Source organism: Streptomyces sp. IBSBF 2435 (assembly GCF_036815005.1).
Classification (GTDB): domain Bacteria; phylum Actinomycetota; class Actinomycetes; order Streptomycetales; family Streptomycetaceae; genus Actinacidiphila.
In genome coordinates this window covers 12,836-38,913 of the sequence record NZ_JAJSYW010000039.1, presented here as the reverse complement: position 1 = coordinate 38,913, position 26,078 = coordinate 12,836, and the positions used below count along the sequence as shown (strand labels likewise).

Annotated in this window: 22 protein-coding genes; 10 read left to right on the top strand and 12 right to left on the bottom strand. The window is 72.8% G+C overall.

The features are described from left to right. Nucleotides 1-80 precede the first annotated feature (80 nt). Both gabT and V7E46_RS10890 read left to right on the top strand, forming a co-directional pair. Nucleotides 81-1,412 carry a 4-aminobutyrate--2-oxoglutarate transaminase gene (gabT, locus tag V7E46_RS10895; protein ID WP_333768225.1) on the top strand — a complete coding sequence of 444 codons (1,332 nt, stop codon included), beginning with the start codon at nt 81-83 and terminating at the stop codon, nt 1,410-1,412. A gap of 409 nt (nt 1,413-1,821) precedes the next feature. Beyond that, the gene (locus V7E46_RS10890; protein ID WP_333768224.1) at nt 1,822-2,484 is read left to right on the top strand and encodes a phosphatase PAP2 family protein; all 663 of its coding nucleotides are present in this window, start codon (nt 1,822-1,824) and stop codon (nt 2,482-2,484) included. On the opposite strand, the gene V7E46_RS10885 is transcribed toward V7E46_RS10890, so the two are convergent. The 8 genes from V7E46_RS10885 to V7E46_RS10850 all read right to left on the bottom strand — a co-directional run bounded on the left by V7E46_RS10885 (nt 2,443) and on the right by V7E46_RS10850 (nt 11,956). Continuing rightward, nucleotides 2,443-3,957: a CoA-acylating methylmalonate-semialdehyde dehydrogenase gene (locus V7E46_RS10885; RefSeq protein ID WP_443054113.1), complete on the bottom strand. Its 1,515-nt coding sequence runs from the start codon at nt 3,955-3,957 to the stop codon at nt 2,443-2,445. The genes V7E46_RS10890 and V7E46_RS10885 overlap by 42 nt on opposite strands. Nucleotides 3,958-4,076: 119 nt before the next feature. Next, nucleotides 4,077-4,526, bottom strand: coding sequence for a hypothetical protein (locus V7E46_RS10880; protein ID WP_329174153.1), 450 nt, complete (start codon nt 4,524-4,526; stop codon nt 4,077-4,079). A gap of 119 nt (nt 4,527-4,645) precedes the next feature. Further along, complete coding sequence (locus V7E46_RS10875) at nt 4,646-6,043, bottom strand: NAD(P)/FAD-dependent oxidoreductase (protein ID WP_333768222.1); 1,398 nt, start codon at nt 6,041-6,043, stop codon at nt 4,646-4,648. A 91-nt stretch (nt 6,044-6,134) separates the two neighbouring features. Beyond that, the gene (locus tag V7E46_RS10870) at nt 6,135-6,926 is read right to left on the bottom strand and encodes an ABC transporter permease (RefSeq protein WP_333768229.1); all 792 of its coding nucleotides are present in this window, start codon (nt 6,924-6,926) and stop codon (nt 6,135-6,137) included. Nucleotides 6,927-6,940: 14 nt separating this feature from the next. Beyond that, nucleotides 6,941-7,894 carry an ABC transporter permease gene (locus V7E46_RS10865; protein WP_333768221.1) on the bottom strand — a complete coding sequence of 318 codons (954 nt, stop codon included), beginning with the start codon at nt 7,892-7,894 and terminating at the stop codon, nt 6,941-6,943. Beyond that, nucleotides 7,891-9,156 carry an ABC transporter ATP-binding protein gene (locus V7E46_RS10860; protein ID WP_333768220.1) on the bottom strand — a complete coding sequence of 422 codons (1,266 nt, stop codon included), beginning with the start codon at nt 9,154-9,156 and terminating at the stop codon, nt 7,891-7,893. Before V7E46_RS10860 ends, V7E46_RS10865 begins: the two co-directional genes overlap by 4 nt. Before the next feature lie 16 nt (nt 9,157-9,172). Beyond that, nucleotides 9,173-10,405, bottom strand: coding sequence for a polyamine ABC transporter substrate-binding protein (locus tag V7E46_RS10855; protein WP_333768219.1), 1,233 nt, complete (start codon nt 10,403-10,405; stop codon nt 9,173-9,175). A 36-nt stretch (nt 10,406-10,441) separates the two neighbouring features. Further along, nucleotides 10,442-11,956, bottom strand: coding sequence for a gamma-aminobutyraldehyde dehydrogenase (locus V7E46_RS10850; protein ID WP_333768218.1), 1,515 nt, complete (start codon nt 11,954-11,956; stop codon nt 10,442-10,444). A 540-nt stretch (nt 11,957-12,496) separates the two neighbouring features. On the opposite strand from V7E46_RS10850, the gene V7E46_RS10845 reads away from it, so the two are divergent. From V7E46_RS10845 to V7E46_RS10835, 3 genes are all read left to right on the top strand, one after another. Continuing rightward, nucleotides 12,497-14,098 carry a PucR family transcriptional regulator gene (locus tag V7E46_RS10845; RefSeq protein WP_333768217.1) on the top strand — a complete coding sequence of 534 codons (1,602 nt, stop codon included), beginning with the start codon at nt 12,497-12,499 and terminating at the stop codon, nt 14,096-14,098. 75 nt (nt 14,099-14,173) lie between these two features. Next, entirely contained in the window at nt 14,174-15,211 is a 1,038-nt protein-coding gene (locus V7E46_RS10840) for an adenosine deaminase (RefSeq protein WP_333768216.1), read from the top strand. After that, complete coding sequence (locus V7E46_RS10835; RefSeq protein WP_333768215.1) at nt 15,202-15,918, top strand: glycerophosphodiester phosphodiesterase; 717 nt, start codon at nt 15,202-15,204, stop codon at nt 15,916-15,918. Before V7E46_RS10840 ends, V7E46_RS10835 begins: the two co-directional genes overlap by 10 nt. On the opposite strand, the gene V7E46_RS10830 is transcribed toward V7E46_RS10835, so the two are convergent. Continuing rightward, a complete protein-coding gene (locus V7E46_RS10830) occupies nt 15,915-17,348 on the bottom strand; it encodes a gamma-aminobutyraldehyde dehydrogenase (RefSeq protein ID WP_333768214.1) in 1,434 nt (477 codons plus the stop codon). The two genes, V7E46_RS10835 and V7E46_RS10830, sit on opposite strands and share 4 nt — an antisense overlap. Nucleotides 17,349-17,568: 220 nt before the next feature. Between V7E46_RS10830 and V7E46_RS10825 the strand changes: the two genes are divergently transcribed. From V7E46_RS10825 to V7E46_RS10805, 5 genes are all read left to right on the top strand, one after another. Next, nucleotides 17,569-18,030 carry an Lrp/AsnC family transcriptional regulator gene (locus tag V7E46_RS10825; protein ID WP_333768228.1) on the top strand — a complete coding sequence of 154 codons (462 nt, stop codon included), beginning with the start codon at nt 17,569-17,571 and terminating at the stop codon, nt 18,028-18,030. Nucleotides 18,031-18,032: 2 nt separating this feature from the next. After that, on the top strand, nt 18,033-19,394 hold the full coding sequence (locus V7E46_RS10820; RefSeq protein ID WP_333768213.1) for an aspartate aminotransferase family protein: 1,362 nt from the start codon (nt 18,033-18,035) through the stop codon (nt 19,392-19,394). 169 nt (nt 19,395-19,563) lie between these two features. Continuing rightward, a complete protein-coding gene (locus V7E46_RS10815) occupies nt 19,564-20,292 on the top strand; it encodes an ABC transporter ATP-binding protein (protein WP_333768212.1) in 729 nt (242 codons plus the stop codon). A 76-nt stretch (nt 20,293-20,368) separates the two neighbouring features. Beyond that, entirely contained in the window at nt 20,369-21,487 is a 1,119-nt protein-coding gene (locus V7E46_RS10810; RefSeq protein ID WP_333768211.1) for a hypothetical protein, read from the top strand. Between the two features lie 38 nt (nt 21,488-21,525). Further along, nucleotides 21,526-22,626, top strand: coding sequence for an LOG family protein (locus tag V7E46_RS10805; RefSeq protein WP_333768227.1), 1,101 nt, complete (start codon nt 21,526-21,528; stop codon nt 22,624-22,626). Nucleotides 22,627-22,648: 22 nt separating this feature from the next. Here the strand turns inward: V7E46_RS10805 and V7E46_RS10800 are convergent, their stop codons facing one another. The 3 genes from V7E46_RS10800 to V7E46_RS10790 form a co-directional block, all read right to left on the bottom strand. After that, a complete protein-coding gene (locus V7E46_RS10800; protein ID WP_329174175.1) occupies nt 22,649-23,122 on the bottom strand; it encodes a VOC family protein in 474 nt (157 codons plus the stop codon). 199 nt (nt 23,123-23,321) lie between these two features. Further along, nucleotides 23,322-24,386: an ABC transporter ATP-binding protein gene (locus V7E46_RS10795; RefSeq protein WP_333768210.1), complete on the bottom strand. Its 1,065-nt coding sequence runs from the start codon at nt 24,384-24,386 to the stop codon at nt 23,322-23,324. Beyond that, on the bottom strand, nt 24,383-25,990 hold the full coding sequence (locus V7E46_RS10790) for an ABC transporter permease (protein WP_333768226.1): 1,608 nt from the start codon (nt 25,988-25,990) through the stop codon (nt 24,383-24,385). The genes V7E46_RS10795 and V7E46_RS10790 overlap by 4 nt, the downstream gene beginning before the upstream one ends. Nucleotides 25,991-26,078 lie beyond the last annotated feature (88 nt).

Below are 26,078 nucleotides of genomic sequence, written 5' to 3'. Positions count from 1 at the left end.
GCGGGGGGCGGGTGGGGCGGCCTAGCCTCGGGGGGCGTCCGGATGGAGCGCTGTCGAGCAGCTTGAGGAGAATGCCCGTCATGAGCGAATTGCCGCAGGAGCGCAGGCTGGTCACCGCCGTGCCGGGGCCGAAGTCGCAGGAGCTGCTGGCCAGGAAGTCCGCGGCGGTCGCCGACGGGGTGGGGGTGACGCTGCCGGTGTTCGTGCGGCGGGCCGGCGGCGGAGTGGTCGAGGACGTGGACGGCAACCGGCTGATCGACTTCGGGTCGGGCATCGCGGTGACGTCGGTGGGCAACAGCGCGCCCGAGGTGGTGCGCCGGGCCACCGAGCAGCTGGCCGACTTCACCCACACCTGCTTCATGATCACGCCCTACGAGGGCTACGTGGAGGTCGCCGAGCAGCTGAACGCGCTCACCCCCGGCGACCACGCCAAGAAGTCCGCGCTGTTCAACTCAGGCGCCGAGGCGGTGGAGAACGCGGTGAAGATCGCCCGCGCCTACACCAAGCGCCCGGCGGTCGTGGTCTTCGACCACGGCTACCACGGCCGCACCAACCTGACGATGGCGCTGACGGCGAAGAACATGCCGTACAAGGAGGGCTTCGGCCCGTTCGCGCCCGAGGTCTACCGGGTGCCGCTGGCGTACGGCTACCGCTGGCTGACCGGCCCCGAGCACGCGGCCGAGGAGGCCGCGGCGCAGGCGATCGACATCATCACCAAGCAGATCGGCGCCGAGCACGTCGCGGCGATCGTGATCGAGCCGATCGCGGGCGAGGGCGGCTTCATCGAGCCGGCGAAGGGCTTCCTGCCCCGAATGGCGCAGTTCGCCAAGGACAACGGGATCGTCTTCGTGGCGGACGAGATCCAGACCGGCTTCTGCAGGACCGGGCAGTGGTTCGCGTGCGAGGACGAGGGTGTGGTGCCGGACCTGGTGACCACCGCGAAGGGCATCGCGGGCGGCCTGCCGCTCGCCGCGGTCACCGGGCGGGCGGAGATCATGGACGCGGCCCACTCAGGCGGCCTGGGCGGCACCTACGGCGGCAACCCGGTGGCCTGCGCCGCGGCGCTGGGCGCGATCGAGACGATGAAGAAGCTGGACCTGCCCGCCCGGGCGCGGCGGATCGGCGAGGTCATGACGGCCCGGCTGCGGGCGCTGCAGGAGAAGTACCCGGCGATCGGCGAGGTCCGCGGGCGCGGCGCCATGATCGCGGTGGAGCTGGTGCGGCCCGGAACGACGGAGCCGGACCCGGCGCTGACGACCGCGGTGGCCAAAGCGTGTCATGCAAATGGCTTGGTGGTGCTCACCTGTGGGACGTACGGCAACGTGCTTCGCTTTCTGCCGCCGCTGGTGATCGGGGAGGATCTGTTGAACGAGGGTCTCGACATCATCGAGGAGGCCTTCGCCGGGGTATGAGGTGCGGCAGGAAGCGGGGCTCGTGAAGAACGTGTGGGGGCCTGATGGCGGAGGGGTGATCGGGCGCCCGGCGTCCCTCGGCGTGACGTACGGTTTCACCAGAACACCCCGCTCGGGGCCGGCTCCGGAGGAGTCGGCGACGAGTGACAACGGGCCGGTGATTCCCCGTCACCGGCACGGCAGTGCCCTCGCGCACGAAATCGCCGGGTCCGATGGTGGCCCCGGCACACCTCGCCGATCGGTCCGCCGCTCGTCCCACACCCCCCGGGACGCGCGGTACGGCGATCGTCATGGCCGCCCCGGAACTCTCCCCCCTGTTCCGGGGCGGCGTTCTGCTGTCCGGCCGCTGATCGCGCTCGCCGCGGCCTTCTGTGCCGGCGTCGCCCTTTTCGTCCTGATCACCTGGCAGGTGTCGGACAACGGGCCGCTGGTGGACCGGGACTGGGCGGTGCTCGGCTGGTTCCAGCGCGCCTCGGCGGCGCGTCCGGCGCTGAGCGGCACGGCGCAGGCGCTCTCCGACCTCGGCAATGTGCAGATCGCGGTGCCGCTGCTGCTGGCGGCGGTGCTGTACGCCGGCGTACGCGGCAAGGTGGGCGGCCGGCCGCTGTGGTGGCTGCCGCCGCTGACCGCCGCCGTGGCCATGGCGGCGGTGCCGCTGGTCGTCGGCGGTGTGAAGTCGGCGGTGGGCAGGGCCGCCCCCGGCAAGGTGCACCTGGGGCCGAACGGCTACGCGGGTTTCTTCCCCTCGGGGCACACGGCGACCTCGTCGGTCGCGATCGGTGCGGCGGCGCTGCTGGTGCTGCCCTTCGTCCGGCGTACGTGGGTGCGCCGGACGGTGGCCGCGGCGGCGGTGCTGCTGGCCGCCGCGGTGGGCGCGGCCCTGGTGTGGCACGGCTACCACTGGCCGCTGGACGTCGTGGCCAGCTGGTGCCTGGTGGCGGCGCTGCTGTCGGCGGTCGCGGCGGCGGAGGCGGTGGTGCGTACGGCGGCGGCGCGGGCGGCCGGCAGGGCCGCGCGCGCCGCCGGGGGTTCAGCTGTTGGTGGGGAATCCGAGGTTGATTCCGCCGTGTGACGGGTCGAGCCAGCGCTGGGTGACGGCCTTGCCGCGGGTGAAGAATTTCACGCCGTCCTCGCCGTAGGCGTGGGTGTCGCCGAAGAGCGAGGACTTCCAGCCGCCGAAGGAGTAGTAGGCGACGGGCACCGGGATGGGCACGTTGATGCCGACCATGCCGACCTCGACCTCGTGCTGGAAGCGGCGGGCGGCGCCGCCGTCGTTGGTGAACAGCGCGGTGCCGTTGCCGTAGGGGTTGGCGTTGATCAGGGCGAGGCCGTCGTCGTAGCTCGCCACGCGGACCACGGACAGCACCGGGCCGAAGATCTCGTCGTCGTAGACGGACATACCGGGGCGTACCTGGTCGAAGAGGGTCGGGCCGAGCCAGAAGCCGCCGTCGGCGGCGTCGTCGGACAGCGGGTGCTTGCGGCCGTCGACGACGAGGTCCGCGCCGTCGGCGACGCCCGCGTCCAGGTAGGAGGTGACCTTGTCGCGGTGGGCGCCGGTGACCAGCGGCCCCATCTGGGAGCCGGGCGCGCAGCCGGGGCCCACCGTGAGGCGGGCGATGCGCTGCCTGATCCGCTCGACCAGGTCGTCGCCGACCGGGTCCACGGCGACCAGGACCGACACCGCCATGCACCGCTCCCCCGCGGCGCCGAATCCGGCGTTGACGGCGGCGTCCGCGGCCAGGTCGAGATCGGCGTCGGGCAGCACGAGCATGTGGTTCTTGGCGCCGCCGAGGGCCTGGACGCGCTTGCCGTAGCGCGTCGCCGTCTCGTAGACGTAGCGGGCGATCGGGGTGGAGCCGACGAAGGAGACCGCCTTGATGTCGGGGTGCTCCAGCAGCCGGTCGACGGTGGGCTTGTCGCCGTGGACGACGTTGAAGACGCCGTCGGGCAGCCCGGCCTCGCGCCACAGGCCGGCCAGGAAGTTCGCGGCGGAGGGGTCCTTCTCGGACGGTTTGACGACCACGGTGTTGCCGGCGGCGATCGCGAGCGGGAAGAACCACATCGGGACCATCGCCGGGAAGTTGAACGGCGAGATGACCGCGACCGGGCCGAGCGGCTGCCGGATGGAGTAGACGTCGATGCCGCTGGACGCCTGCTCGGTGAAGCCGCCCTTGAGCAGGTGCGGGATGCCGCAGGCGTACTCGACGACCTCCAGGCCGCGGGCGATCTCGCCGAGGGCGTCGGAGTGCACCTTGCCGTGCTCGGCGACGATGATCGCGGCCAGCTCCTCGGTGCGGGCGTTGAGCAGCTCGCGGAAGGCGAAGAGGACCGAGGACCGCTTGGCGACCGAGGCGTGCCGCCACTGGCCGAAGGCGTCGAGCGCGGCGCTGACCGCCTGGTCGACGACGTCGTCCGCGGCGAAGTCGACCTGCGCGCCGACCTCGCCGGTGGCGGGGTCGTAGACGTCGCCGCGCCGCTCGGCGGTGCCGGTCCAGGGGCGGCCGGCGATCCAGTGGGTGATGTGCTGGGGGCTCGTCACGGGGATGACCCTTCCGTCGTCGTCCCCGCCAGTGTCACCACACGACCGCCGGCTCACAAGCACCACGCTGTCGGCGGACACCGGATCCGCCTTACAGGGCGTCAACGCCGGCGCCCCGGGCCGGGTCAGCCCCCGGCCAGTTGCGCCGCCGCCTCGTGCATGGCCAGTTCGAGCACCACCGGGTCGGTGAGGTGCCCGGTGCCGTCCGGCGGCACCAGCCAGCGCACCCCGCCGGTGGGCCGCCCCGGATAGGGCACCACGATCCAGGTCCCGCGCCCCACGGCCCGTACGCCGGTGCCCAGCCAGCGCGCCGCGGTGCCCGGCGGGACGAAGAAACCGATCCGGGCGTCGCCGAAGTCGGCGAGCACCGGGCCCGGCCGGCCCACCAGCCGGGTGAGGACGTCCAGGGTGGGATAGCCCAGCTCGCTGCCGAGGATCAGCACGTCCCACATCCGCCCGGCGGGCAGCAGCACCACCCCGAGCGGATTGCGCTCCCATTCCCAGCGGGCGCCCTCCGGGTCCTGCGCCACCGACACCAACCACTCGACCGCACTCTTCGCTCCGGCGCTGCCCATGCCGGCCCCTCCTTCTACCGCGTGACGACTGCTGTCACGGGAGAGAGGGCGCGGGCGGTCCGCTATTACGCGGGTTTCACTACTCGTCGGTAGTGAGGCGGCTCACACCGCTCCCGGCGTCAGCTGTCGAAGCCGAGCCCGGCGCGGTCCATGGTGCGCAGCCACAGATTGCGCCGGCCCTCGGAGCGGTCGGCGCGGGCCAGCGACCACTGGGTCAGGCCGATCCCGGCGGAGGCGAAGGGCTCGGGCGGGAAGGGCAGCGGCTTCCTGCGCACCATGTCGAGCCGGGTGCGCTCGGTGGCCTCGCCGTCCAGCAGGTCGAGCATCACCTCGGCGCCGAAGCGGCTGGCGCCGACCCCGAGCCCGGTGTAGCCGGCCGCGTAGCCGACCCGGCCGGACCAGGCGGTGCCGAAGAAGGCGGAGAAACGGGTGCAGGTGTCGATGGCGCCGCCCCAGGCGTGGCTGAAGGCGAGCCCTTCGAGCTGCGGGAAGCAGGTGAAGAAGTGCCGGGCCAGGGTGCGGTAGGTCTCGGGGCGGTGGTCGTGGTCGGTGCTCATCCGGCCGCCGCGGGGATAGACCGCGTCGTAGCCGCCCCACAGGATGCGCTGGTCGGCGGTGAGCCGGAAGTAGTGGAAGCGGTTGGCGCTGTCGCCCAGGCCCTGCCGCCCGCGCCAGCCGATCGCGTCGCGCTGGGCGCCGGTGAGCGGCTGGGTGACCAGGGCGTAGTCGTAGACCGGGACGGTGTAGGGGCGGACCCGGCGGACCAGGGAGGGGAAGGCGTTGGTGGCGAGCGCGACCCGGTGGGCCAGCACCCGGCCGTAGGGGGTGCGGACGGCCATGGCGGCGCGGTGCCTGACCATGGCGGTGGCGGGGGTGCGTTCGTAGATCCGTACGCCGAGCCGCTCAGCGGCCCGCTGGAGGCCCCAGACGAGTTTGGCGGGGTGCAGCATCGCGACGCCGCGCCGGTCGTACAGGCCGCCGTGGAAGGTGGGCGAGTCGACCTCGGCGCGTACCTGGTCGCGGTCGAGCAGTTCGACCCCGACACCGTTTTCCGCGGCAATTGCGGCGGTTTCGCGCAGCTCGGCATATTGGTACGGCGCGGTGGCCACGTCGATCTCGCCGGTGCGCTCGAATTCGCAGTCGATGCCGTGCCGGGCGACCGCGTCCTCGATGGCGTCGAGGTTGCGCTCGCCCAGCGACTGGAGCAGCGGGAATTCGTCCGGCCAGCGGGCCAGGCCGTTGAGCATGCCGTGGGTGAGGCTGGCGGCGCAGAAGCCGCCGTTGCGCCCGGAGGCGGCCCAGCCGACCCTGGCCCCCTCGATGAGCACCACGTCGCGGTCCGGGTCGCGCTCCTTGGCCAGCAGCGCCGTCCACAGCCCCGTGTAGCCGCCGCCGACCACCAGCAGGTCGCAGTCCTCCTCGCCGGTCAGCGCCGCCCGCGCGGCCGGCCGGGCGGGGTCGTCCAGCCAGTACGGCGTCTGCTCGGCGTCGGCGAGCGAGCGGGCGGCCGGGTCCATGGCTCCTCCGGTGGTACGTGTGCGGGCGGTGCGAGTACGGGCGGTACGGGTACGCGTGCGGGCGGTCGGGTCGGTGCGGGCCGGCCCGCGGTCAGGTGCGCGCCCCCCTGCGGCGACCGCCGATCAGCTGGCCGGCCACCACCAGCAGCACCGCTATCACGAACATCGCCGTGCCGATCACATTGACCTGCACCGGTGTGCCGCGCTGCGCGGAGCCCCAGACGAACATCGGGAAGGTCACGGTGCTGCCCGCGTTGAAGCTGGTGATGATGTAGTCGTCGAAGGACAGGGCGAAGGACAGCAGCGCGCCGGCCGCGATGCCGGGCGCCGCCAGCGGCAGCGTGATCCGCAGGAAGGTCTGTGCCGGGGTGGCGTAGAGGTCCTGGGCGGCCTGTTCCAGGCGCGGGTCCATGCTCATGATGCGGGCCTTGACCGCGACGACGACGAAGCTCAGGCAGAACATGACGTGCGCGATCAGGATCGTCCAGAAGCCGAAGCGGATCCGCATGTTAAGGAAGAGCGTGCCGAGCGAGGCGCCCATCACGACTTCGGGCATCGCCATGGGCAGGAAGATCAGCATGTTGGTGGCGGCCCTGCCGCGAAAGCGGTAGCGGGCCAGCGCGAAGGCGGTCATGGTGCCCAGCACGGTCGCGCCGATGGTGGCGTAGACCGCGAGCCGCAGGCTCAGGGTGAGCGAGCCGCACATGTCGGCCACGCCGCAGGGGTGCTGCCAGGCGTCGGTGGAGAAGCGGTTCCAGGTGTAGTTGTAGCGCCCCTTGGGCTTGTTGAAGGAGAAGGCCAGGACCACGAGGTTGGGCAGGATGAGATAGCCGAGGGCGAGCACGCCCGCGATCACCACCACGTTCCTGCGCAGCCAGCGCATCGGACGTGACTGCATCAGACCACCTCCTCCGTCCCGGCCTTGCGGATGTAGACGGTGACGATCGCGAGGATGGCCGCCATCAGGATGAAGGACAGCGCGGCGGCTGTCGGGTAGTCCAGCACCCGCAGGAACTGCGACTGGATGACGTTGCCGATCATCTTCTGGTTGGTGGAGCCCAGCAACTCGGCGTTGATGTAGTCGCCGGACGCCGGGATGAAGGTCAGCAGGGTGCCCGCGACCACACCGGGCAGCGACAGCGGGAAGGTCACCTTGCGGAAGGTGGTGAAAGGCGTCGCGTACAGGTCGCCCGACGCCTCGTGCAGCCGCCCGTCGATCCGCTCCAGCGAGGTGTAGAGCGGCAGGATCATGAACGGCAGGAAGTTGTAGGTCAGCCCGCAGACCACCGCCAGCGGGGTGGCCAGCACCCGGTCGCCCTGGGTGATGTGCAGCCACGAGGTGACGTCCAGGAGGTGCACCGTGTTCAGGAAGGACACCACGGGCCCCTGGTCGGCCAGGATCGTCTCCCAGGCCAGGGTGCGGATCAGGAAGCTGGTGAAGAAGGGCGCGATCACCAGCACCAGCACCACATTGCGCCAGCGACCGGCCCGGAAGGCGATCATGTACGCCAGCGGGTAGCCGATCGCCAGGCAGGCCGCGGTGGCGATGCCGGAGTAGAGCAGCGACCGCAGGAAGTGCGGCCAGTACTCGCGCAGCGCGTCCCAGTAGGTCGCGAAGTGCCAGGTGACCTTGAAGCCCTTGTCGAGCGAGCCGGTCTGCACGGAGGTCGAGGCCTGGTAGACCATCGGGGCGACGAAGAAGACCAGCAGCCAGGCGGCGCCGGCGAGCAGCAGCAGATACGGCGTCAGCCGGCGCCGCCCGGCCGTACGGCGGGGCGCGGCGGGCGTGGCCGCGGATCCCGGCTCGGCGGGCGGCGGCGGCCCGGCGGCCTGTGCGGTGGCGGCGCTCATACGGCGGCCCCCGCGGCGGCGCCGTCCTGGTCGGCGTCCGCCGCGCCGCCCCGCGCGGTCCTGGCCGGAGCGGACTTGGCGCGGGCGGCCTCGCCGGCAGCGCCGCCGTCGGCGGCGTCCGAGTCGAGCCCGGCGTCGATGTCCTGGGCCGCGTCGAGGCCGAAGGTGTGCGCGGGATTCCAGTGCAGGACGACGGGCGCGCCGGGTATGAGCCGCCCGTCGCGTTCGACGTTGGGCACGAAGACCTCCAGCTCCGGACAGACCGGGCTGTCGATCACGTACTGGGTGGAGACGCCGATGAAGCTGGAGTCGACGATCCGTCCCTGCACCCGGTTGCGGCCGTCGGCTATCGCGTCCTGGTCGTCCCGGTGGGCCAGGGTGATCTTCTCCGGGCGGACCCCGGCGAGCACGGTGCCGCCGGTGGCGACCTCGGCGGCGCACCGGGCGGCGGGCAGGGTGAGGCGCTGTCCCGCGGAGACCAGCTGGATGTCGTCCCCCGAGACGCCGGTGACCTCGGCCTCGATGAGGTTGGAGGTGCCGAGGAAGTTCGCGACGAAGGTGGAGCCGGGGTTCTCGTAGAGGTCGGCGGGGCCGCCCAGCTGCTCGACCCGGCCGCCGTTCATCACCGCGACGGTGTCGGCCATCGTCATGGCCTCCTCCTGGTCGTGGGTGACGTGGATGAAGGTGATGCCGACCTCGGTCTGTATGCGCTTGAGCTCCAGCTGCATCTGGCGGCGCAGCTTGAGGTCGAGGGCGCCGAGCGGCTCGTCGAGCAGCAGCACCTCGGGCTTGTTGATCAGCGCCCTGGCCACCGCGACGCGCTGCTGCTGGCCGCCGGAGAGCTGGTGCGGTTTGCGGCGGGCGAACCCGCCGAGCTGCACCAGGTCCAGCATGTCGCCGACCTGCTGCTTGATCGACTTGACGCCGCGGCGGCGAAGGCCGAAGGCGACGTTCTCGTAGATGTCCAGGTGCGGGAAGAGCGCGTAGTTCTGGAAGACCGTGTTGACGGGGCGTTTGTACGGCGGCAGGGCGGTGACGTCCTGGCCGCCGAGCGCGACGGAGCCCGCGGTGGGGTCCTCGAGGCCGGCGATCATCCGCAGGGTGGTGGTCTTCCCGCAGCCCGACGCGCCCAGCAGCGCGAAGAAGGAGCCCGCGGGGACGGCGAGGTCCAGCGGGTGGACAGCGGTGAAGGACCCGTAGGTCTTGCTGAGCCCGGTGAGGCGGACGGCGTCGCCGGGTGCTGCGGTGCTTGCGGTCGTCATGGCAGATGTCCTCGGGTCAGGCGCCGATGAGCTTGGAGAACTTCTCCTCGTAGCGGGTGTCCTCGTCCTCGCTGAGGGAGCGGAAGCTGTGCGACTTGGCGTCCATCGCGGCGTCCGGGAGGATCAGCGGGTTGGTGGCCAGCGAGGGGTCGATCTTGGCCAGGTACGGCTTCACCCCGGCCACCGGGCACACGTACGCGATGTACGCCGACACCTGGGCGGCGACCTGCGGCTCGTAGTAGTAGTCGATGAGGCGTTCGGCGTTGGTCTTGTGCCGGGCCTTCGCGGGGATCAGCAGATTGTCGGTGGAGAAGAGGAATCCGGCGTCGGGGAAGACGTACTCGATGTCCGGGTCGTCGATCCGCAGCTGGACCAGGTCGCCCGCCCAGGCGACGCAGGCGGCGATGTCGCCCTTGCTGAGGCCGTCGGTGTAGTCGTTGCCGGTGAATTTGCGGATCTGCTGGTTGTCGACGGCCTTCTGCACCCGGGCCACCGCCGCGTCATAGGTGTCCTCGGTGACGGTCTCCGGCTTGTGGCCCATGTCGAGCAGTGTCATGCCGATGGTGTCGCGCATCTCGGACAGCATCGCGACCCGGCCCTTGAGCGAGGAGTCGTCGAGCAGCTGCGAGATCGAGGTGACCTTCCGGCCGTTGGTGGCCTTCTTGTTGTACGCGATGCAGGTGGCGATGCCCTGCCAGGGGTAGGAGTAGGAGCGGCCGGGGTCCCAGTCGGGGCTGCGGAAGCGCTGTTCGAGGTTGGCGAAGGCGTGCGGCAGATGCGCCGGGTTCAGCTGCTGGACCCAGCCGAGCCGGATCATCCGGGCGGCCAGCCAGTCGGTGAGCACCATCAGGTCGCGGCCGGTGTCCTGGCCCGCGGACAGCTGCGGCTTGATCTTGCCGAAGAATTCGACGTTGTCGTTGATGTCCTCGGTGTACTTGACCTTGATGCCGGTGCGTTTGGCGAACGCCTCCAGGGTCGGGCGGTGCTTGCCGTCGTCCGAGACGTCGATGTACTCGGTCCAGTTGGAGAAGTCGACGGTCTTCTCCTGGGCCGAGTGGTCGGTGGACGCGACGCTGTCGCCGGTGCGGCCGGCCGCGGGTATGCCGCAGGCTGTCAGTCCCGCGGCGCCGGCCGCGCCGAGTCCCGCGGCGCGCAGCAGCGTCCGCCGGCCCATCGCGCCGCGCCCGCCCGTCATGCTGCGCTGCATGGCCGCACGCAGCGGCGGGGACAGGGGCTCGTACTGCTCCATGGGTGATGCCCTCCGGTGTCGGGGCCTTCGCGGGGGTTATCGGTCTGCGAACACCGTGCGGTGCCAGTCCTTGCGCACTACCGCGGTGTTGTCGTACATCACGTGCTTGACCTGCGTGTACTCCTCGAAGGAGTAGTGGGACATGTCCTTGCCGAAGCCGGATGACCTGGTGCCGCCGTGCGGCATCTCGCTGACGATCGGGATGTGGTCGTTGATCCATACGCAGCCCGCCGCCAGCTCCCGGCTCGCCCGGCCGGCCCGGAAGACGTCGCGGGTCCAGGCGGAGGCGGCAAGACCGTAGGGGCTGTCGTTGGCCAGCACGAGACCCTGGTCGTCGCTGTCGAAGGGCAGCACCGCCAGGACCGGGCCGAAGATCTCGCTCTGCACCGCCTCGCTGTCCTGCGGCGCCCCGGTGATCAGCGTCGGCCGGTAGTACGCGCCGGCCGCGAAGCGCGCCCCGCCGTCGTCGCCGCCGGTGACGACCGTGGCGTACGCCCTGGCCCGGTCGACGACGCCCGCGACCCGGTCGCGGTGCGCGAAGGACGACAGCGGGCCGAGGTCGGTGGCCGGGTCGAAGGGGTCGCCGAGCCGCACGGTGGCCATCAGGTCGGCGACGGCGGCCACGAAGGCGTCGTACAGCGGGCGCTGGACGTAGGCGCGGGTCGCGGCGGTGCAGTCCTGGCCGCCGTTGATCAGCGCGGCGGCCACCGCGCCCTCGGCCGCGGCCTGGAGGTCGGCGTCGTCGAAGACCACGAAGGGCGCCTTGCCGCCGAGTTCGAGGTGCAGCCGCTTCACCCCGCCCGCGGCGATGGCGGCGATGCGGCGGCCCACCGCGGTCGAGCCGGTGAACGACGTCATGGCCACGTCCCGGTGTGCGACGAGGTGTTCGCCGGCGACAGGTCCTGTGCCGCTGACGATGTTGACCACCCCGGCGGGCATCCCCGCCGCGGTCGCGGCCCGCGCGAACATCAGGCTGGTCAGCGGGGTATTCTCGGCGGGCTTGAGCACCACCGTGTTGCCCGCCGCGACCGCCGGGAGGATCTTCCAGGCGGCCATCTGCAGTGGGTAGTTCCACGGCGCGATCGACCCGACGACCCCGACCGGCTCGCGGCGCACGTACGAGGTGTGGTCGGCGCTGTATTCGGCCGCGGCCACGCCCTCCAGATGGCGGGCGGCACCGGCGAAGAAGGCGGTGTTGTCGACGGTGCCGGGCACGTCGAATTCCGTGCTCAGCCGGATCGGCTTGCCGCACTGGAGGGTCTCGGTGCGGGCCAGCTCCTCGGCCTGCGCGTCGAGGGCGGCGGCCAGCCGCTGGAGCGCCCCGGAGCGCTCGCCCGGTGTCAGCCCGGCCCATCCGGGCAGCGCGGCCTTCGCCGCCGCCACGGCGTCCTCCACATCCGCAGGTCCGGCCGTCGCGTACGTCAGCACGGTCCGCCCGTTCGCGGGGTCCACGACGGAATACGTCGCGCCCGAGGTGCCGGCCCGCTGCTCGCCCGCGATGTACTGCACGCCGCCGTCGAACCGCTCGGCCACGTCTCTCACGTGGTGCATCACGCTCTCCTCGCCTCCGTGCCCCGCGCGTCCCGGTCGCCCGACAGCGTGGCCAAAGCCCGGATTGGTGGCTGATCCTGACAGAGGAGACTCCCTCCAACAAGGGATTCCGTTGTTGCCTTTTGGTTACGCGACGAAATCTGTGTCTACGAGGATGTCTTCGACGGATACTGGAGCCCACCACCCGCGGCACCCCCGCCGGGAGGCGCCGCGGGAACCCCGGCCGAAACTCCGGTCGGGGTTCCCGGTCGGAGCTCCGGTCGGAGTTCCCCCGGGCGAAGCGGTGGGGGTCCCCCCAGGCGGAGCCCTGGGGGAGGTACTTCCCGCCGCCCCCACCGGCCCGCACGGGAACGCCACCGCAAGGGGCACCCACCCAGGGGCGCGGGGAACTGCGCGCGCAACCAGAACGGCGGAGAAGATGGCGACGCCACCGCACGTGGCACCCACCGAGGGTCGCGAGGAAGTGCGCGCCCGGACCGCACAAGGACACGCCACCGCACGTGGCAACGGCACGGCACAACCCGAGGAGGTTGCACGCCAGTGACTTGCGTCGCCGACATCCTGGCCCTGGACATCCTCCGGGCGGGCCGCCCGGAAGTGGTGGCCGGGGCCGCCGGCCTGACCGGCACCGTCCGCTGGGTGCACATCAGCGAACTCCCCGACATCGCCCCCATGCTCAGCGGCAGCGAACTCGTGCTGACCACCGGCGTCATGTTCCCCGAGGACCGCGCCGCCCTGGCCGCGTACGCCGACGCGCTCGCCGACGTCGGCGCCGCGGGGCTGGTCGTGGAGCTGGGCAGGCGCTACCGGGACGCCCTCCCGAAGGCCCTGGTCAGGGCCGCGGAAAGGCGCGGCCTTCCGCTGATCGCGCTGCACCGCGAGGTCCGCTTCGTGGCGGTGACCGAGGCGGTGCACGCCCTGGTGGTCAACCGGCAGTACGCCGAGCTGCGCGCCTCGGAGGAAGCGCACCAGACGTTCAACGAGCTGGCCGTCGAGGGCGCGGACGCCGCCGACGTGGTCCGCGAGGTGGCCAGGATGGCCGGCGCCGCGGTGGTGCTGGAGAACCTCGCGCACCAGGTGCTGGCCTTCGACCCCGCGGGCGGCGACCCGCAGGCGCTGCTGGACGGCTGGGAGCGGCGCTCCCGCGCGGTCGCGCCGCCCGGGCGCACCGGCTACGACGAGCGGTCCGGCTGGCTGGTCACCGCGGTCGGGGCACGCGGCAGCGACTGGGGGCGCCTGGTGCTGCCCGGCGGTACGGGTCCGCGCCGGCACACCGTGCTGCTGGAGCGCGCCGCCGCGACACTGGCGCTGGGCCGGCTGCTGGACCGCGACCGGGAGTCCCTGGAGCGCCAGACGCACCGCACCCTGCTGTCCGGCATCCTCACCCACGCGCTGACCGTCTCCGACGTGGCGCTGCGGGCGCGGGCGCTGGGCGTGCCGCTGGAGGGCCGCCGGCTGGTCGGCGTCCTGCTGCGGCAGCGCGGCGGGCAGCCGTCCGCGGCGCTGGAGGCGCAGGCCCGGCTGCGGGACTTCACCGAGCACGCCGCGCTCGCCGTGCGCGAGCGCGGCCTGACCGCGCTGACCGGCGCACTGGACGACGGCTCGGTGGGCGTCCTGGTCTCGCTCGGACCGCACGACGAGGAGCGGGCCGCGCTCGACGGGCTGGCGGCGGCACTGGCGGGCGGGCCGCCGTTCGTGATGGCGGCGGGCTCGTCGGTGGGCGCGCTGCGGGACGCCCGCCGCACCCTGCTGGAGGCGGCCCAGGTCGCCGACGCGGCGGTGCACGCCGAGCCCGCGGGCGGCGGCACCCGGGGCTACTACCGGCTGCCCGACATCCGGCTGCGCGGCCTGCTGCACCTGCTGCGGGACGACGCGCGGGTCCAGACGTACGTCGAGCGCGAGATCGGGCCGCTGCTCTCCCACGACGCCGAGCACGGCACCGACCTGATCCGCATCCTGCGCGCGTATCTGAGCTGCGGCCGCAACAAGTCGGCGGCGGCCGACGCGGCCCATCTGTCCCGGCCGTCGTTCTACGACCGGCTGCGCCGGGTGGAGCAGGTGCTCGGCGTGGACCTGGACCAGGTCGAGTCGTGCCTGTCACTGCATGTGGCGCTGCTGGCGCTGGACGCGGTACGCCGCTGAGCGGGCCGCGGGGGCCGTTCTACGATGAGGCGGCACCGCACGCCGTATCCGCGCCCCTGTCCAGGAGGACCCCGCATGTCCGACAGCGCTCCCGCACGCGGCCTCGACGCCTTCATCGCCGGGCTGCCGAAGGCCGAGCTGCATGTCCACCACGTGGGGTCCGCCTCCCCGCGCATCGTCGCGGAACTGGCCGCCCGGCACCCGGACTCGGCGGTGCCGGCCGACCCCGCGGCGCTCGCCGAATACTTCGAATTCCAGGACTTCGCGCACTTCATCCAGGTCTACCTGTCGGTGGTGGACCTGATCAGGGACGCGGAGGACGTACGGCTGCTCACCTTCGAGGTGGCCCGGGACATGGCGCGGCAGAACGTCCGCTACGCCGAGCTGACCGTGACGCCGTACAGCTCCACCCGGCGCGGCATCCCGGAGCGGGAATTCATGGCGGCGATCGAGGACGCCCGCAAGGCGGCCGAGGCGGAGCTGGGCGTGACGCTGCGCTGGTGCTTCGACATCCCCGGCGAGGCGGGGCTGCCCTCGGCGGACGAGACGCTGCGGCTCGCGCTGGACCTGCGCCCCGACGGACTGGTGTCGTTCGGCCTGGGCGGGCCCGAGATCGGGGTGCCGCGACCGCAGTTCAAGCCGTACTTCGAGCGGGCGCGGGCGGCCGGGCTGCACAGTGTGCCGCACGCCGGGGAGACCACGGGCCCCGAGACCATCTGGGACGCGCTGCGCGAGCTGGGCGCCGAGCGGATCGGCCACGGCACCAGCGCCGCGTGCGACCCGCGGCTGCTCGACCACCTGGCCGAGCACCGTATCCCGCTGGAGGTCTGCCCGACCTCCAACATCGCCACCCGGGCGGTCGCCACGCTCGACGAGCACCCGATAGGGGCCATGGTCGCGGCGGGCGTCCTGGTCACCGTCAACAGCGACGACCCGCCGATGTTCGGCACCGACCTCAACACGGAGTACGCGGTCGCCGCGCGACTGCTGGGGCTGGACCACCACGGGGTGGCGGGGCTGGCCAGGAACGCCGTGGAGGCGTCGTTCCTGGACGCGGCGGGCAAGACACGGCTCGCCGCCGAGATCGACGCGTACGCCGCCGCATGGCGGTGACCGTCGCCCACCGGGGCGATCCGTACGCGCACCGCGAGAACACCCTGCCCTCGGTGCGCTCCGCGCTGCTCAAGCGCGCGGACGCGGTAGAGGTCGACGTCCGGGTGACCGGGGACGGCGTGCCGGTGCTGCTGCACGACCCGACGCTGGAGCGCCTGTGGGGCCACCAGCGGGCGGTGCTCGGGCTCACCCGCGACGAGGTCCGCGACCTCACCGGCGGGCAGGTGCCGACGCTGGCCGAGGCGCTCGCCGAGCTGGCGCGGCATGAGCGCAGCCGGATGCTGCTCGACCTGACCGGCGCCGAGCAGGCGGCCCCCGCTCTCGCCGCGGTCCGGGACGCGGGGGCGGGAGAGCGGGTCTACTACTGCGGCGAGGCGACCGCGATGCGTGCCGTGCGGGACGCGGACCCGGCCGCGGAGATCGCGCTGACCTGGAAGACCTCGGCGCGCCCCGCGCCCGCGCTGCTCGCGGCGGTGGCGCCGCGCTGGCTGAATCTGCGCTTCGGCCTGATCGACGCCGCGACGGTCGGCTACGCCCGCGAGCGCGGCCTGCTGGTGGCGGCCTGGACCGCCGACTGGCCGCGCTCGATGCGCCGACTGCTGGCGCTGGGCGTCGACTCGGTCACCACCAACCGCCTGACGGCCCTGCAGCGCCTGACCGGGCCCCCCGCGCCTCGCGGCGCCGGGGGCCACCGGGAGCGGGCCTAGTCCAGGGACGTCATCACGTGCTTGATCCGCGTGTAGTCCTCGAATCCGTAGCCCGACAGGTCCTTGCCGTAGCCGGACTGCTTGAAGCCGCCGTGCGGCATCTCCGCGACCAGCGGGATGTGGGTGTTGATCCACACACAGCCGAAGTCCAGCCGCTTGGACATCCGCATCGCGCGGGCGTGGTCCTTGGTCCACACCGAGGAGGCCAGCGCGTAGTCCACGCCGTTGGCCCAGGTGAGGGCCTGCTCCTCGTCGGTGAAGGACTGGACGGTGATGACCGGGCCGAAGACCTCGCGCTGGATGATCTCGTCGTCCTGCCGCAGCCCGGACACGACGGTCGGCGCGTAGAAGTAGCCCTGCTCGCCGACCCGGTGGCCGCCGGTCTCGATCCTGGCGTGCGCGGGGAGGCGCTCGATGAAGCCGCTGACCTGGTCGAGCTGGCGGGCGCTGTTCAGCGGGCCGTACAGCACGTCCTCGTCGTCCGGCAGGCCGGTCTTGGTGTCGGCGGCGGCCTTGGCCAGGGCGGCGGTGAATTCCGCGTGGATCGACTCGTGCACCAGGACGCGGGTGGCGGCCGTACAGTCCTGGCCGGCGTTGAAGAAGCCCGCCACCGAGATGTCCTCGACGGCGCGCGGGATGTCGACGTCCTCGAACACCACCACCGGCGCCTTGCCGCCCAGTTCGAGGTGGACGCGCTTGAGGTCCTTGGCGGCGGATCCGGCGACCTCCGTGCCGGCCCTGACCGAGCCGGTGATGGACGCCATCGCGGGCACCGGGTGCTCGACCATGAGGCGGCCGGTGTCGCGGTCGCCGCAGACCACGTTGAAGACGCCCTTGGGCAGGTGCTCGCCCAGGATCTCGGCGAGCAGCACGGTGGAGGCCGGTGTGGTGTCGGACGGCTTGAGCACCACCGTGTTCCCCGCGGCGATGGCGGGGGCGAACTTCCACACCGCCATCATCATCGGGTAGTTCCAGGGCGCGACCTGCGCGCAGACCCCGACCGGCTCGCGCCGGACCATGGAGGTCATGCCCTCCATGTACTCACCCGCGGAGCGGCCCTCCAGCATCCGCGCGGCGCCCGCGAAGAAGCGGATCTGGTCCACCATGGGCGGGATCTCCTCGGTCGTGGTCAGACCGATCGGCTTTCCCGTGTTCTCGCTCTCGACGGCGACGATCTCGGCGGCCCGCGCCTCGATCGCGTCGGCGATCCGCAGCAGCGCCTTCTGCCGGTCCGACGGCGTGGTGTCGCGCCAGCCCGGGAAGGCCTCGGCGGCGGCGGCCATGGCCGCGTCCACGTCGTCGGCGCCGGACAGCGGCGCGGTGGCGTACGCATGGCCGGTCACCGGGTTGACCACCTCGGTGGTCCGTCCGTCCGCGGCGGCACGGAATTCTCCGTCGATGTAGTTGCGCAGAGTACGGAGTTCGGTCACGGCGATTGCTCCCTGGTCGTCCGGATCGTGGTGCTGTGTCGGGTGTCCACGCACTGAGACAACACCCAGCTTAGCCGCAGGACTGCGGTATTCGACATACCCAACATCCACCGACAACCGAATCGGTACCCAAAGCAGCACCCGGCGACGAATTTCATCGTCCAGGGCTTGCGGGACCGTCGACCTCTCCTGCACAGTGGGGCGCGTGGCCACACGTGACATGAACGGCACGTCGCCGTCGATAGACGCGGTGTCGAAGGCGATCATCGAGCAGCTCCAGGAGGACGGCCGCCGCCCCTACGCGGCGATCGGCAAGGCCGTCGGCCTGTCGGAGGCCGCGGTGCGGCAGCGGGTGCAGAAACTGCTCGACCAGGGCGTCATGCAGATCGTCGCGGTGACCGACCCGCTCACCGTCGGATTCCGGCGGCAGGCGATGGTCGGCATCACCGTCGAGGGCGACATCGACCCGGTCGCGGAGGCGCTGGCGGCGCTGGACGCGGTCGAGTACGTGGTGATCACCGCCGGCTCCTTCGACCTGCTCGCCGAGATCGTCTGCGAGGACGACGACCATCTGCTGGAGCTGGTCAACAAGCGGATCCGCGCGCTGCCCGGCGTGCGGTCCACCGAGAGCTTCGTCTACCTCAAGCTCCGGAAGCAGACCTACACCTGGGGAACCAGATAGCCATGAGCGCAGACCTGTCGAAGACGGCGTACGACCACCTGTGGATGCACTTCACCCGGATGTCGGACTACGAGAACACCCCTGTGCCGACGATCGTCCGCGGCGAGGGCACGTACATCTACGACGACCACGGCAAGCGCTACATCGACGGCCTGTCCGGGCTCTTCGTGGTGAATGCCGGCCACGGGCGGCACGAACTGGCGGAGACCGCCTACAAGCAGGCCCAGGAGCTGGCGTTCTTCCCGGTGTGGAGCTACGCGCACCCCAAGGCCGTGGAGCTGGCGGAGCGGCTCGCCCATTACGCGCCGGGCGACCTGAACAAGGTCTTCTTCACCACCGGCGGCGGCGAGGCCGTCGAGACGGCGTGGAAGCTGGCGAAGCAGTATCACAAGCTGACCGGCAACCACACGAAGTACAAGGTCATCTCGCGGGCCGTCGCCTACCACGGCACCCCGCAGGGCGCGCTGTCCATCACCGGGCTGCCGGCCCTCAAGGCGCCGTTCGAGCCGCTGGTGCCGGGCGCCCGCAAGGTGCCCAACACCAACATCTACCGGGCGTCGGTCCACGGCGACGACCCCGAGGCGTTCGGCCGCTGGGCGGCGGACCAGATCGAGCAGCAGATCCTCTTCGAGGGCCCCGAGACGGTCGCCGCGGTCTTCCTGGAGCCGGTGCAGAACGCCGGCGGCTGCTTCCCGCCGCCGCCCGGCTACTTCCAGCGGGTCCGGGAGATCTGCGACACCTACGACGTCCTGCTGGTGTCGGACGAGGTGATCTGCGCGTTCGGGCGGCTCGGCACCATGTTCGGCTGCGAGAAGTTCGGCTATGTGCCGGACATGATCACCTGCGCGAAGGGCATGACGTCCGGCTACTCGCCGATCGGCGCCTGCATCGTCTCCGACCGCCTCGCCGAGCCCTTCTACCGCGGCGGCAACACCTTCCTGCACGGCTACACCTTCGGCGGCCACCCGGTGTCGGCCGCGGTCGCGCTGACCAACCTCGACATCTTCGAGCGCGAGGGCCTCAACCAGCACGTGCTGGACCAGGAGGCGGGCTTCTTCGGCACCCTGAACCGGCTGCGCGACCTGCCGATCGTCGGCGACGTCCGCGGCAACGGCTTCTTCTACGGCATCGAGCTGGTCAAGGACAAGGCCACCAAGGAGACCTTCACCGACGAGGAGACCGAGCGCGTCCTGTACGGCTTCCTGTCCAAGGCGCTCTACGACAACGGCCTGTACTGCCGCGCCGACGACCGCGGCGACCCGGTCGTCCAGCTCGCCCCGCCGCTGATCTCCGACCAGGCGCTCTTCGACGACATCGAGGGCATCCTGCGGACCGTGCTGACGGAGGCCTGGGCGAAACTGTGACGCCCGCGGCGCGGGTCACCCGTACGGGCGGATCGGCCCGGCCGGCCGACGCGCCTGCGGGCGTACGCCGCCGACGCCGCTCTACGGTGCCGGGGAGTGACCGCCCACTCCCCGGCACCGGCGGCACACCGCCGCCCGCCGCCGGGGGGACGATTCGCGGAGGAACGGCATGGTGGCCCCGCCCGACAACGACGTGCTCTTCGCCCGCGCCCTGCGCCACTCCCACCGGGGCTCGCCCGCCCTGCTCGGCGTCTCGGTCGGAGTGCGCGAAGGGGAGATCCTCGCGGTGGTCGGGCCGCGCGGCTCCGGCAAGACGACGCTGCTGCGCTGCCTCTCGGGCCAGCTGGTGCCCGACCAGGGCGAGGTGTGGTTCAACGGCGCACCCGTGCACACCCAGGCCGCGGCGGCCCGCGACCACTTGCGCAGGGAGCGCTTCGGGTGGGTCGGCAGCGAACCGCAGCTGCTGCCGGAACTGACGGCGTGGGAAAACGCGGCGCTGCCGCTGCTGATGCGCGGCGTCCGGTCGCGGGCCGCCCGCGCGCAGGCCCAGGAGTGGCTGGACCGGCTCGACATCGGTGCCGCCGCCCGCAAGCACCCTGCCAGGCTGCTCCAGTCGGAGCGGCAGCGGGTCGCGGTGGCCCGCGCCCTGGTCGCGGCGCCCGCGGTGGTCTTCGCCGACGACCCGGCCGCGCCACTGCACCGCGCCGACCGCGCCCAGGTGCTGCGCACCCTCACCAGCGCGGCCCGCTCGCACGGCATGACGGTGGTACTCGCCGGCACCGACCCGGACACGGCCCGCTACGCCGACCGAATGCTGGCCCTGCGCGACGGCCGCACCGAAGCCGCGACGGCGGTCCAGGACCGCGAGACGCCCGACCCTGCGCCGGCGAACGCATGACCCGCCACCAGGACCAGGGCACCGTACCTGGCGACGGCACGCGCACCCCGGACCCCGTCACCGGGCGGGAGGCGTCGTGCTGAGCTGGCGGATGGTGCGCGGGGCGCGTCTGGGCGCCATGGGGCGCTGGTTCACGGTGGTCGCCGCCGCGGCCGGTACGGGGCTGCTGCTGCTCTCGGCGCTCGGCTGGGCACTGGGGCACCCGCAGACCGGCGCCGGGGCCGGGGTGCGCCTGATGTGGTGCCTGCTGCCGGCCGCGGTGACCGTACAGCTGGCGGCGGCCGTCGGCCGCGCCCAGCCGCTGGGGTGGCCGGGCTCCGGGCTCGCCGCGATCGGGCTCGGCCGGAGCGCGACGGTGCTGATCGGCGCTGCGAGCGCCGCGCTGGCCTGCGCCGTCGGCAGCGGGCTCGCCCTGCTGTCCTTCCTCTACCTGCGCGGCGTCCTGGGCGGTGTGCCCTACGCCGGGTCCGCCTCCGAGGTGCTCGGCGCCGGACACCGGCTGCCGGTCGCGGGCGCCGCGACACTGCTGGCGGCGGTGCCGCTGGCCGCCGCCGGCGTGGCCGCCACCCGGCTGTGGCAGCCGCGGCCGGCCAGGCCCGGGTCCGCGCCCGCAGGGCTGCCCTGGGGCGTCGCGCTGACCGCGGTGGGGCTCGCCGTGCAGATGAGCGCCCCGCGCGGCGACGCGCTGCGGCTGCCCAGCGGTCTGGGCTCGGTGTCGCCCGCGACGGCGGCGGGCTGGGCGCTCGCCTCCGTCGGCATGGTGGTCGCCGGTCCTGGCCTGGTGTACCTGTGCGGGCGGCTGCTCGCCCTGCACCGGCCGGGCGCGCTGCGGCTGCTGTCCGGCCGGGCGCTCCAGCAGGAGGCGCGCCGGGTCGGCCGCCCGCTCGGCCTGCTGTGCGCGACGGCGACGGGGGCCGTGGCGGCGTACGGCCTCAAGGGCGGCGGCCACCGGTTCGGCCCGCTGACGACCTTCGCCGCCGGCCTGATCGCGGTATGCGTGCTGGCCATCGCGGGCACCGCGATGCTGGAGGCCAGGAGCGCCAGGGCGCGGTCCACCGCCGCGCTGCGCGACCTGGGGGCCTCCCCCGCCCTGCTGCGCGGCGCGGTCGCGCTGCGCGCGGGGGTGCTGCTGGCGGTCGCGGTCCCCCTGACGGCCCTGATCGCCGGGTTCGCGACCGTACCGGCGAACCGGTGAGCCGACCGGCGGGCTATCGTGCTGGCGTGCCCGCCGACATGACGCCCCCGCCCGCCCGTGAGATCGAGACCCTGGAGGAATTCGACCGGGTCGCCCTGTCGGGTTCCTTCGCCGGATACCGCCTGCAGGCCGTCGACCTGACGGACCGTACGTTCGCCCTGCTGGTCGCCGACACCACGCAGGCGGTCTTCCTCGGCTGCCCGATGGAGCCGCAGGCGCTCGCCCACGTCAGGGCGGGCGGTGCGCTGGTCTTCCCGCCCGTCCCGCACCTGCCCTTCGATCCCTACCGGGCCGCGCTCTACAACCCCGCCGAGCTGTACGCGGATCTCGCCGGCGGCTACGAGCGCACCCCGGACGCCCGCGCGTACGAGTGGTTCAGGACGACCGCGGCGAACGGCGACATACTGGCGTCGATGCTGCGCTCGATCCATGACGACGCCGTGTCCGACGCCTTGGACGAGCATCTGGCGGGCGCCCGCGTGGTGGGCGTGATGGGCGGCCACGCCATAAAGCGCGGCACCGACGCCTACGCCGGGGCCGCCCGGCTCGGCCGGGCGCTGGCCCGCAGCGGCCTGACGGTGGCCACCGGCGGCGGACCCGGCGCGATGGAGGCGGCGAATTTCGGCGCCTATGCCGCGCCGCACGACGACCTGATGCTCGGCAAGGCGCTGTCGGTGCTCGGCGGCGCGCCGTCCTTCCGGCCGTCGGTCGGCGAGTGGGCGATGACCGCCTTCGAAGTACGCGACCGCTGGTCCGAGGGCGGCACCTCGCTGGGGGTGCCGACCTGGTTCTACGGGCACGAGCCGCCGAACGCCTTCGCCTCGCACATCGCGAAGTTCTTCGCCAACGCGGTGCGCGAGGACACCCTGCTGGCCCGCTGCAACGCCGGCGTGGTCTTCCTGCCGGGCGCGGCGGGAACCGTCCAGGAGATCTTCGACGCGGCGACCCCGAACTACTACTCCTCACGCGGCGAGCCCGCCCCGATGGTGCTGGTCGACCGGGCGCACTGGACCGAGCGGCTGCCCGCCTGGCCGCTGCTGAACGCGCTGGCCCGCGACCACCCGATGGCGTGGCGCATCGCGCTGGTCGAGTCGGTGTCCGAGGTGCCGGACGCGCTCGCCAGGCTGCTGGAGAAGTGAGCGGGGGCCGCCCGCCCGCCGTTCAGCCGGCGTGGGCGGCCTCCAGCTCCTCGATCACGATCTTCTTCATGCCCAGCATCGCCTTCGTCGCGGCCTGGGACTTCACCGGGTCGGGGTCGGAGATCAGCTCATGGAGCCGGCGGGGCACGATCTGCCAGGAGACGCCGTAGCGGTCCTTGAGCCAGCCGCAGGGGCCCTCCTGACCGCCGTCGGCGGTCAGCGCGGCCCACAGCCGGTCGACCTCCTCCTGGGGGCCGCAGTCGACGGACAGCGACATGGCCTCGTTGAAGGTGAAGTCGGGGCCGCCGTTCAGCGCCAGGAAGCGCTGCCCGGCCAGCTCGAACTCCACCAGCATCACGCGGCCGGCGACTCCGGGGCCGGCCTCGCCGTACCGCTGCTCGCGGACGATCCGCGAGTCCTCGAAGAGCGAGGTGTAGAAGGCCGCGGCCTCCTCCGCCTTGTCGTCGTACCAGAGGAAGGTGGTGATCTTCTGCATGGTGTGCTCCGATTCTCGTCGGCCCGGGAGGCGTCCTCGCGCCCCCAGCAGATAGGACGGTCCGGGGCGGCGAAACTCATCGGTGCCCATCCGTGTGGTTCTGCGGACGCTCAGGCCCGGGGGTGTACGGGCGGTGGGCGTACGGTCAGCGTACGGACGGCCGGGGTGCGTACGAGCGTCGTCCGTACCGCCCGCGGTGTCACCCGGGCAGGACGACGATGTCCTCAGGGGCGAAGGCCACGCCGACGGCCGCACCCTCCTGCGGGGCGTCCCGCAGCGCGCATTCGGCCTCCAGCAGCGGCCCGTGCTCCGGTCGCAGCCTTACCGCGACATGGCCGCCGCGGAAGGTGCGGGCGACGACCTCGCAGCGCAGTGCGCCCTCCGCCGACAGCCGGACCCCGGTGGGGCGGACCAGCAGCCGGCAGGGGCCGTCCGGGGCGCCGGCCGGCGCCGGCAGCTTGCCCCAGTCGGTGACGGCGACGCTGCCGGTCACCACGGCGTCGGTGATGGTGTCGAAACCGAGGAAGCGGGCGACGAACTCGTCGGCCGGGTGCTGCCAGACCTCCAGCGGGGTGCCGGTCTGGGCGATCCTGCCGTCCCGCATCACCACCACCCGGTCGGCCAGCGCGAAGGCCTCGCCCTGGTCGTGGGTGACGGCGAGCACGGTGGTGCCGAGCCGGCCGAACAGCTGCCGCAGCTCCACCACCAGGCGTTCGCGCAGCGAGCGGTCGAGCTGGCCCAGCGGCTCGTCCAGCATCAGCAGCCGCGGCTCGGGCGCGAGCGCGCGGGCCAGCGCGACCCGCTGCTGCTCGCCGCCGGACAGCGCCGCGACCGAGCGGGCCTGTGCGCCCGGCAGGCCCACCATGTCGAGGAGTTCCGCCACCCGGCGCTGCCGCTGCTCGCGCGGCGCCTTGTGCATCCGCGGCCCGAAGCCGACATTGCCGCCGACGTCGCGCTGCGGGAAGAGCTGGTGGTCCTGGAACATCAGGCCGACGCCGCGGCGGTGCGCGGGCACGCCGCGCTGGTCGGCGCCGCCGAGCAGCACCCGCCCCGCGTCCAGCGCCGTGAGGCCCGCGACGGCCCGCAGCAGGGTGGACTTGCCGCTGCCGCTCGGGCCGAGCACGCTGACGATCTCGTGCTCGGCGACGTCCAGGTCCACGGCGTCCAGCGCGGTCCGCGCCCCGAACCGTACGGTCGCGGCGTCGAGGCGCAGCAGCGCGGCGTCCGCGGTCCTGGCCGTGGCCACCGTCGTGGTCGCGGTCACAACTCCCCCTGTCCTGTGGCGCGCAGCGATTCGAGCACCAGCAGCGACGCGGCGCAGACCAGCATCAGGACGGTGCTCAGCGCCATCGCCTGGCCGTAGTTGAGCGCGCCGGCCCGGCCCAGCAGTCTGGCGACGGCGACCGGCAGGGTGGGGTCGTCGGGGCGGGCGATGAAGACGGTGGCGCCGAATTCGCCCAGCGAGACGGCGAAGGCGAATCCCGCGGCAATGGCCACGGCGCGGGATACCAGCGGGAGTTCCACCTCCCGCCAGACACGCCACGGCGACGCGCCGAGCACCGCCGCCGCCTCCCGCAGCCGCTCGTCGACGGCCCGCAGCACCGGGAGCATCACCCGCATCACGAAGGGCGCGCCGACCAGCGCCTGGGCGAGCGGCACCAGCAGCCAGGAGTCCCGCAGGTCCAGCGGCGGTTTGTCGAGCGCGATCAGGAAGCCGAAGCCGATGGTGACGGCGGAGGTGCCCAGCGGCAGCATCAGCAGCGCGTCGAAGCCGCGTACCAGCCGTCCCGCCCTGCGCACCAGCGCCGCCGCGGCCAGTCCGCCGACGGTCAGCGCGATGACGGTGGCGACGGCGGCGAAGCGCAGCGAATTGCCCACCGTCTCCCAGGGGGCGACGCTGAAGGTGCCGCCGTCGGTGGAGCCGAGCGCCCGGTAGAAGGCCAGCCCGTAGCCGCCGGGCGTGTCGAAGGAGCGGGCCACGAGCACGCCGAGCGGCAGCAGGATGAGCAGCGCGATGACCGCGAGCACGACGCCCAGCAGGGTGCGCTCCACCGCCCCGCGCGGCCGGTGCGCGGTCAGCGCCGGGTCCACCAGCCGCAGCGCGGACTCGCGGCGGCGCACCGTCCAGGCGTGCACGGCGAGAATCGCGACGACCGCGGCAAGTTGCAGCAGGGTGAGGACGGCGGCGGTCGGCAGGTCGAAGATCTCCGCGGTCTGCCGGTAGATCTCCACTTCGAGGGTGGAGTACGTGGGGCCGCCGAGGATCTGGATCACACCGAAGGAGGTGAAGGTGAACAGGAAGACCATCAGCGCCGCCGCGGCCACCGACGGGCCGAGCGCGGGCAGCGTCACCCGCCGCCAGGCGGCGAGCCGGCCCGCCCCGAGCATCCTGGCGGCCTCCTCCTGCGCCGGGTCGAGCTGCGCCCACAGCCCGCCGACGGTGCGGACGACGACGGCGTAGTTGAAGAAGACGTGGGCGATCAGGATGGCCCACACACTGGTGTCGAGCCGCACCCCGAACAGCGAGTCGGTGAAGCCGTCCCGGCCGAGCAGCGCCAGGAAGGCGGAGCCGGCGACGACGGTCGGCAGCACGAAGGGCACGGTGACGATCGCGCGCAGCAGCCGCCGCCCGGGGAAGTCCAGCCGGGCGAAGACATAGGCGCCGGGCAGCGCGGCCAGCAGGGTCAGCGCGGTGGAGGCGGCGGCCTGCCAGCAGGTGAACCACAGCACATGGCGGATTCCGGCGTCGCCCAGGACGTCGCCGATCCGGCCGAACTGCCAGCCGCCGCCCTGGTGCAGGCCCCGGGTGACGATCGCCGCCACGGGGTAGCCGAAGAACGCCGCGAAGAACAGCAGCGGGAGCGCCATCAGGGCTGCGCGTACGGCGGCGCCGCGGCCTCCCGCGGCCTTGCGGGGCTCACGGGCGCCGTCCGACCCGCGGGTGCCGCGGTCGTAC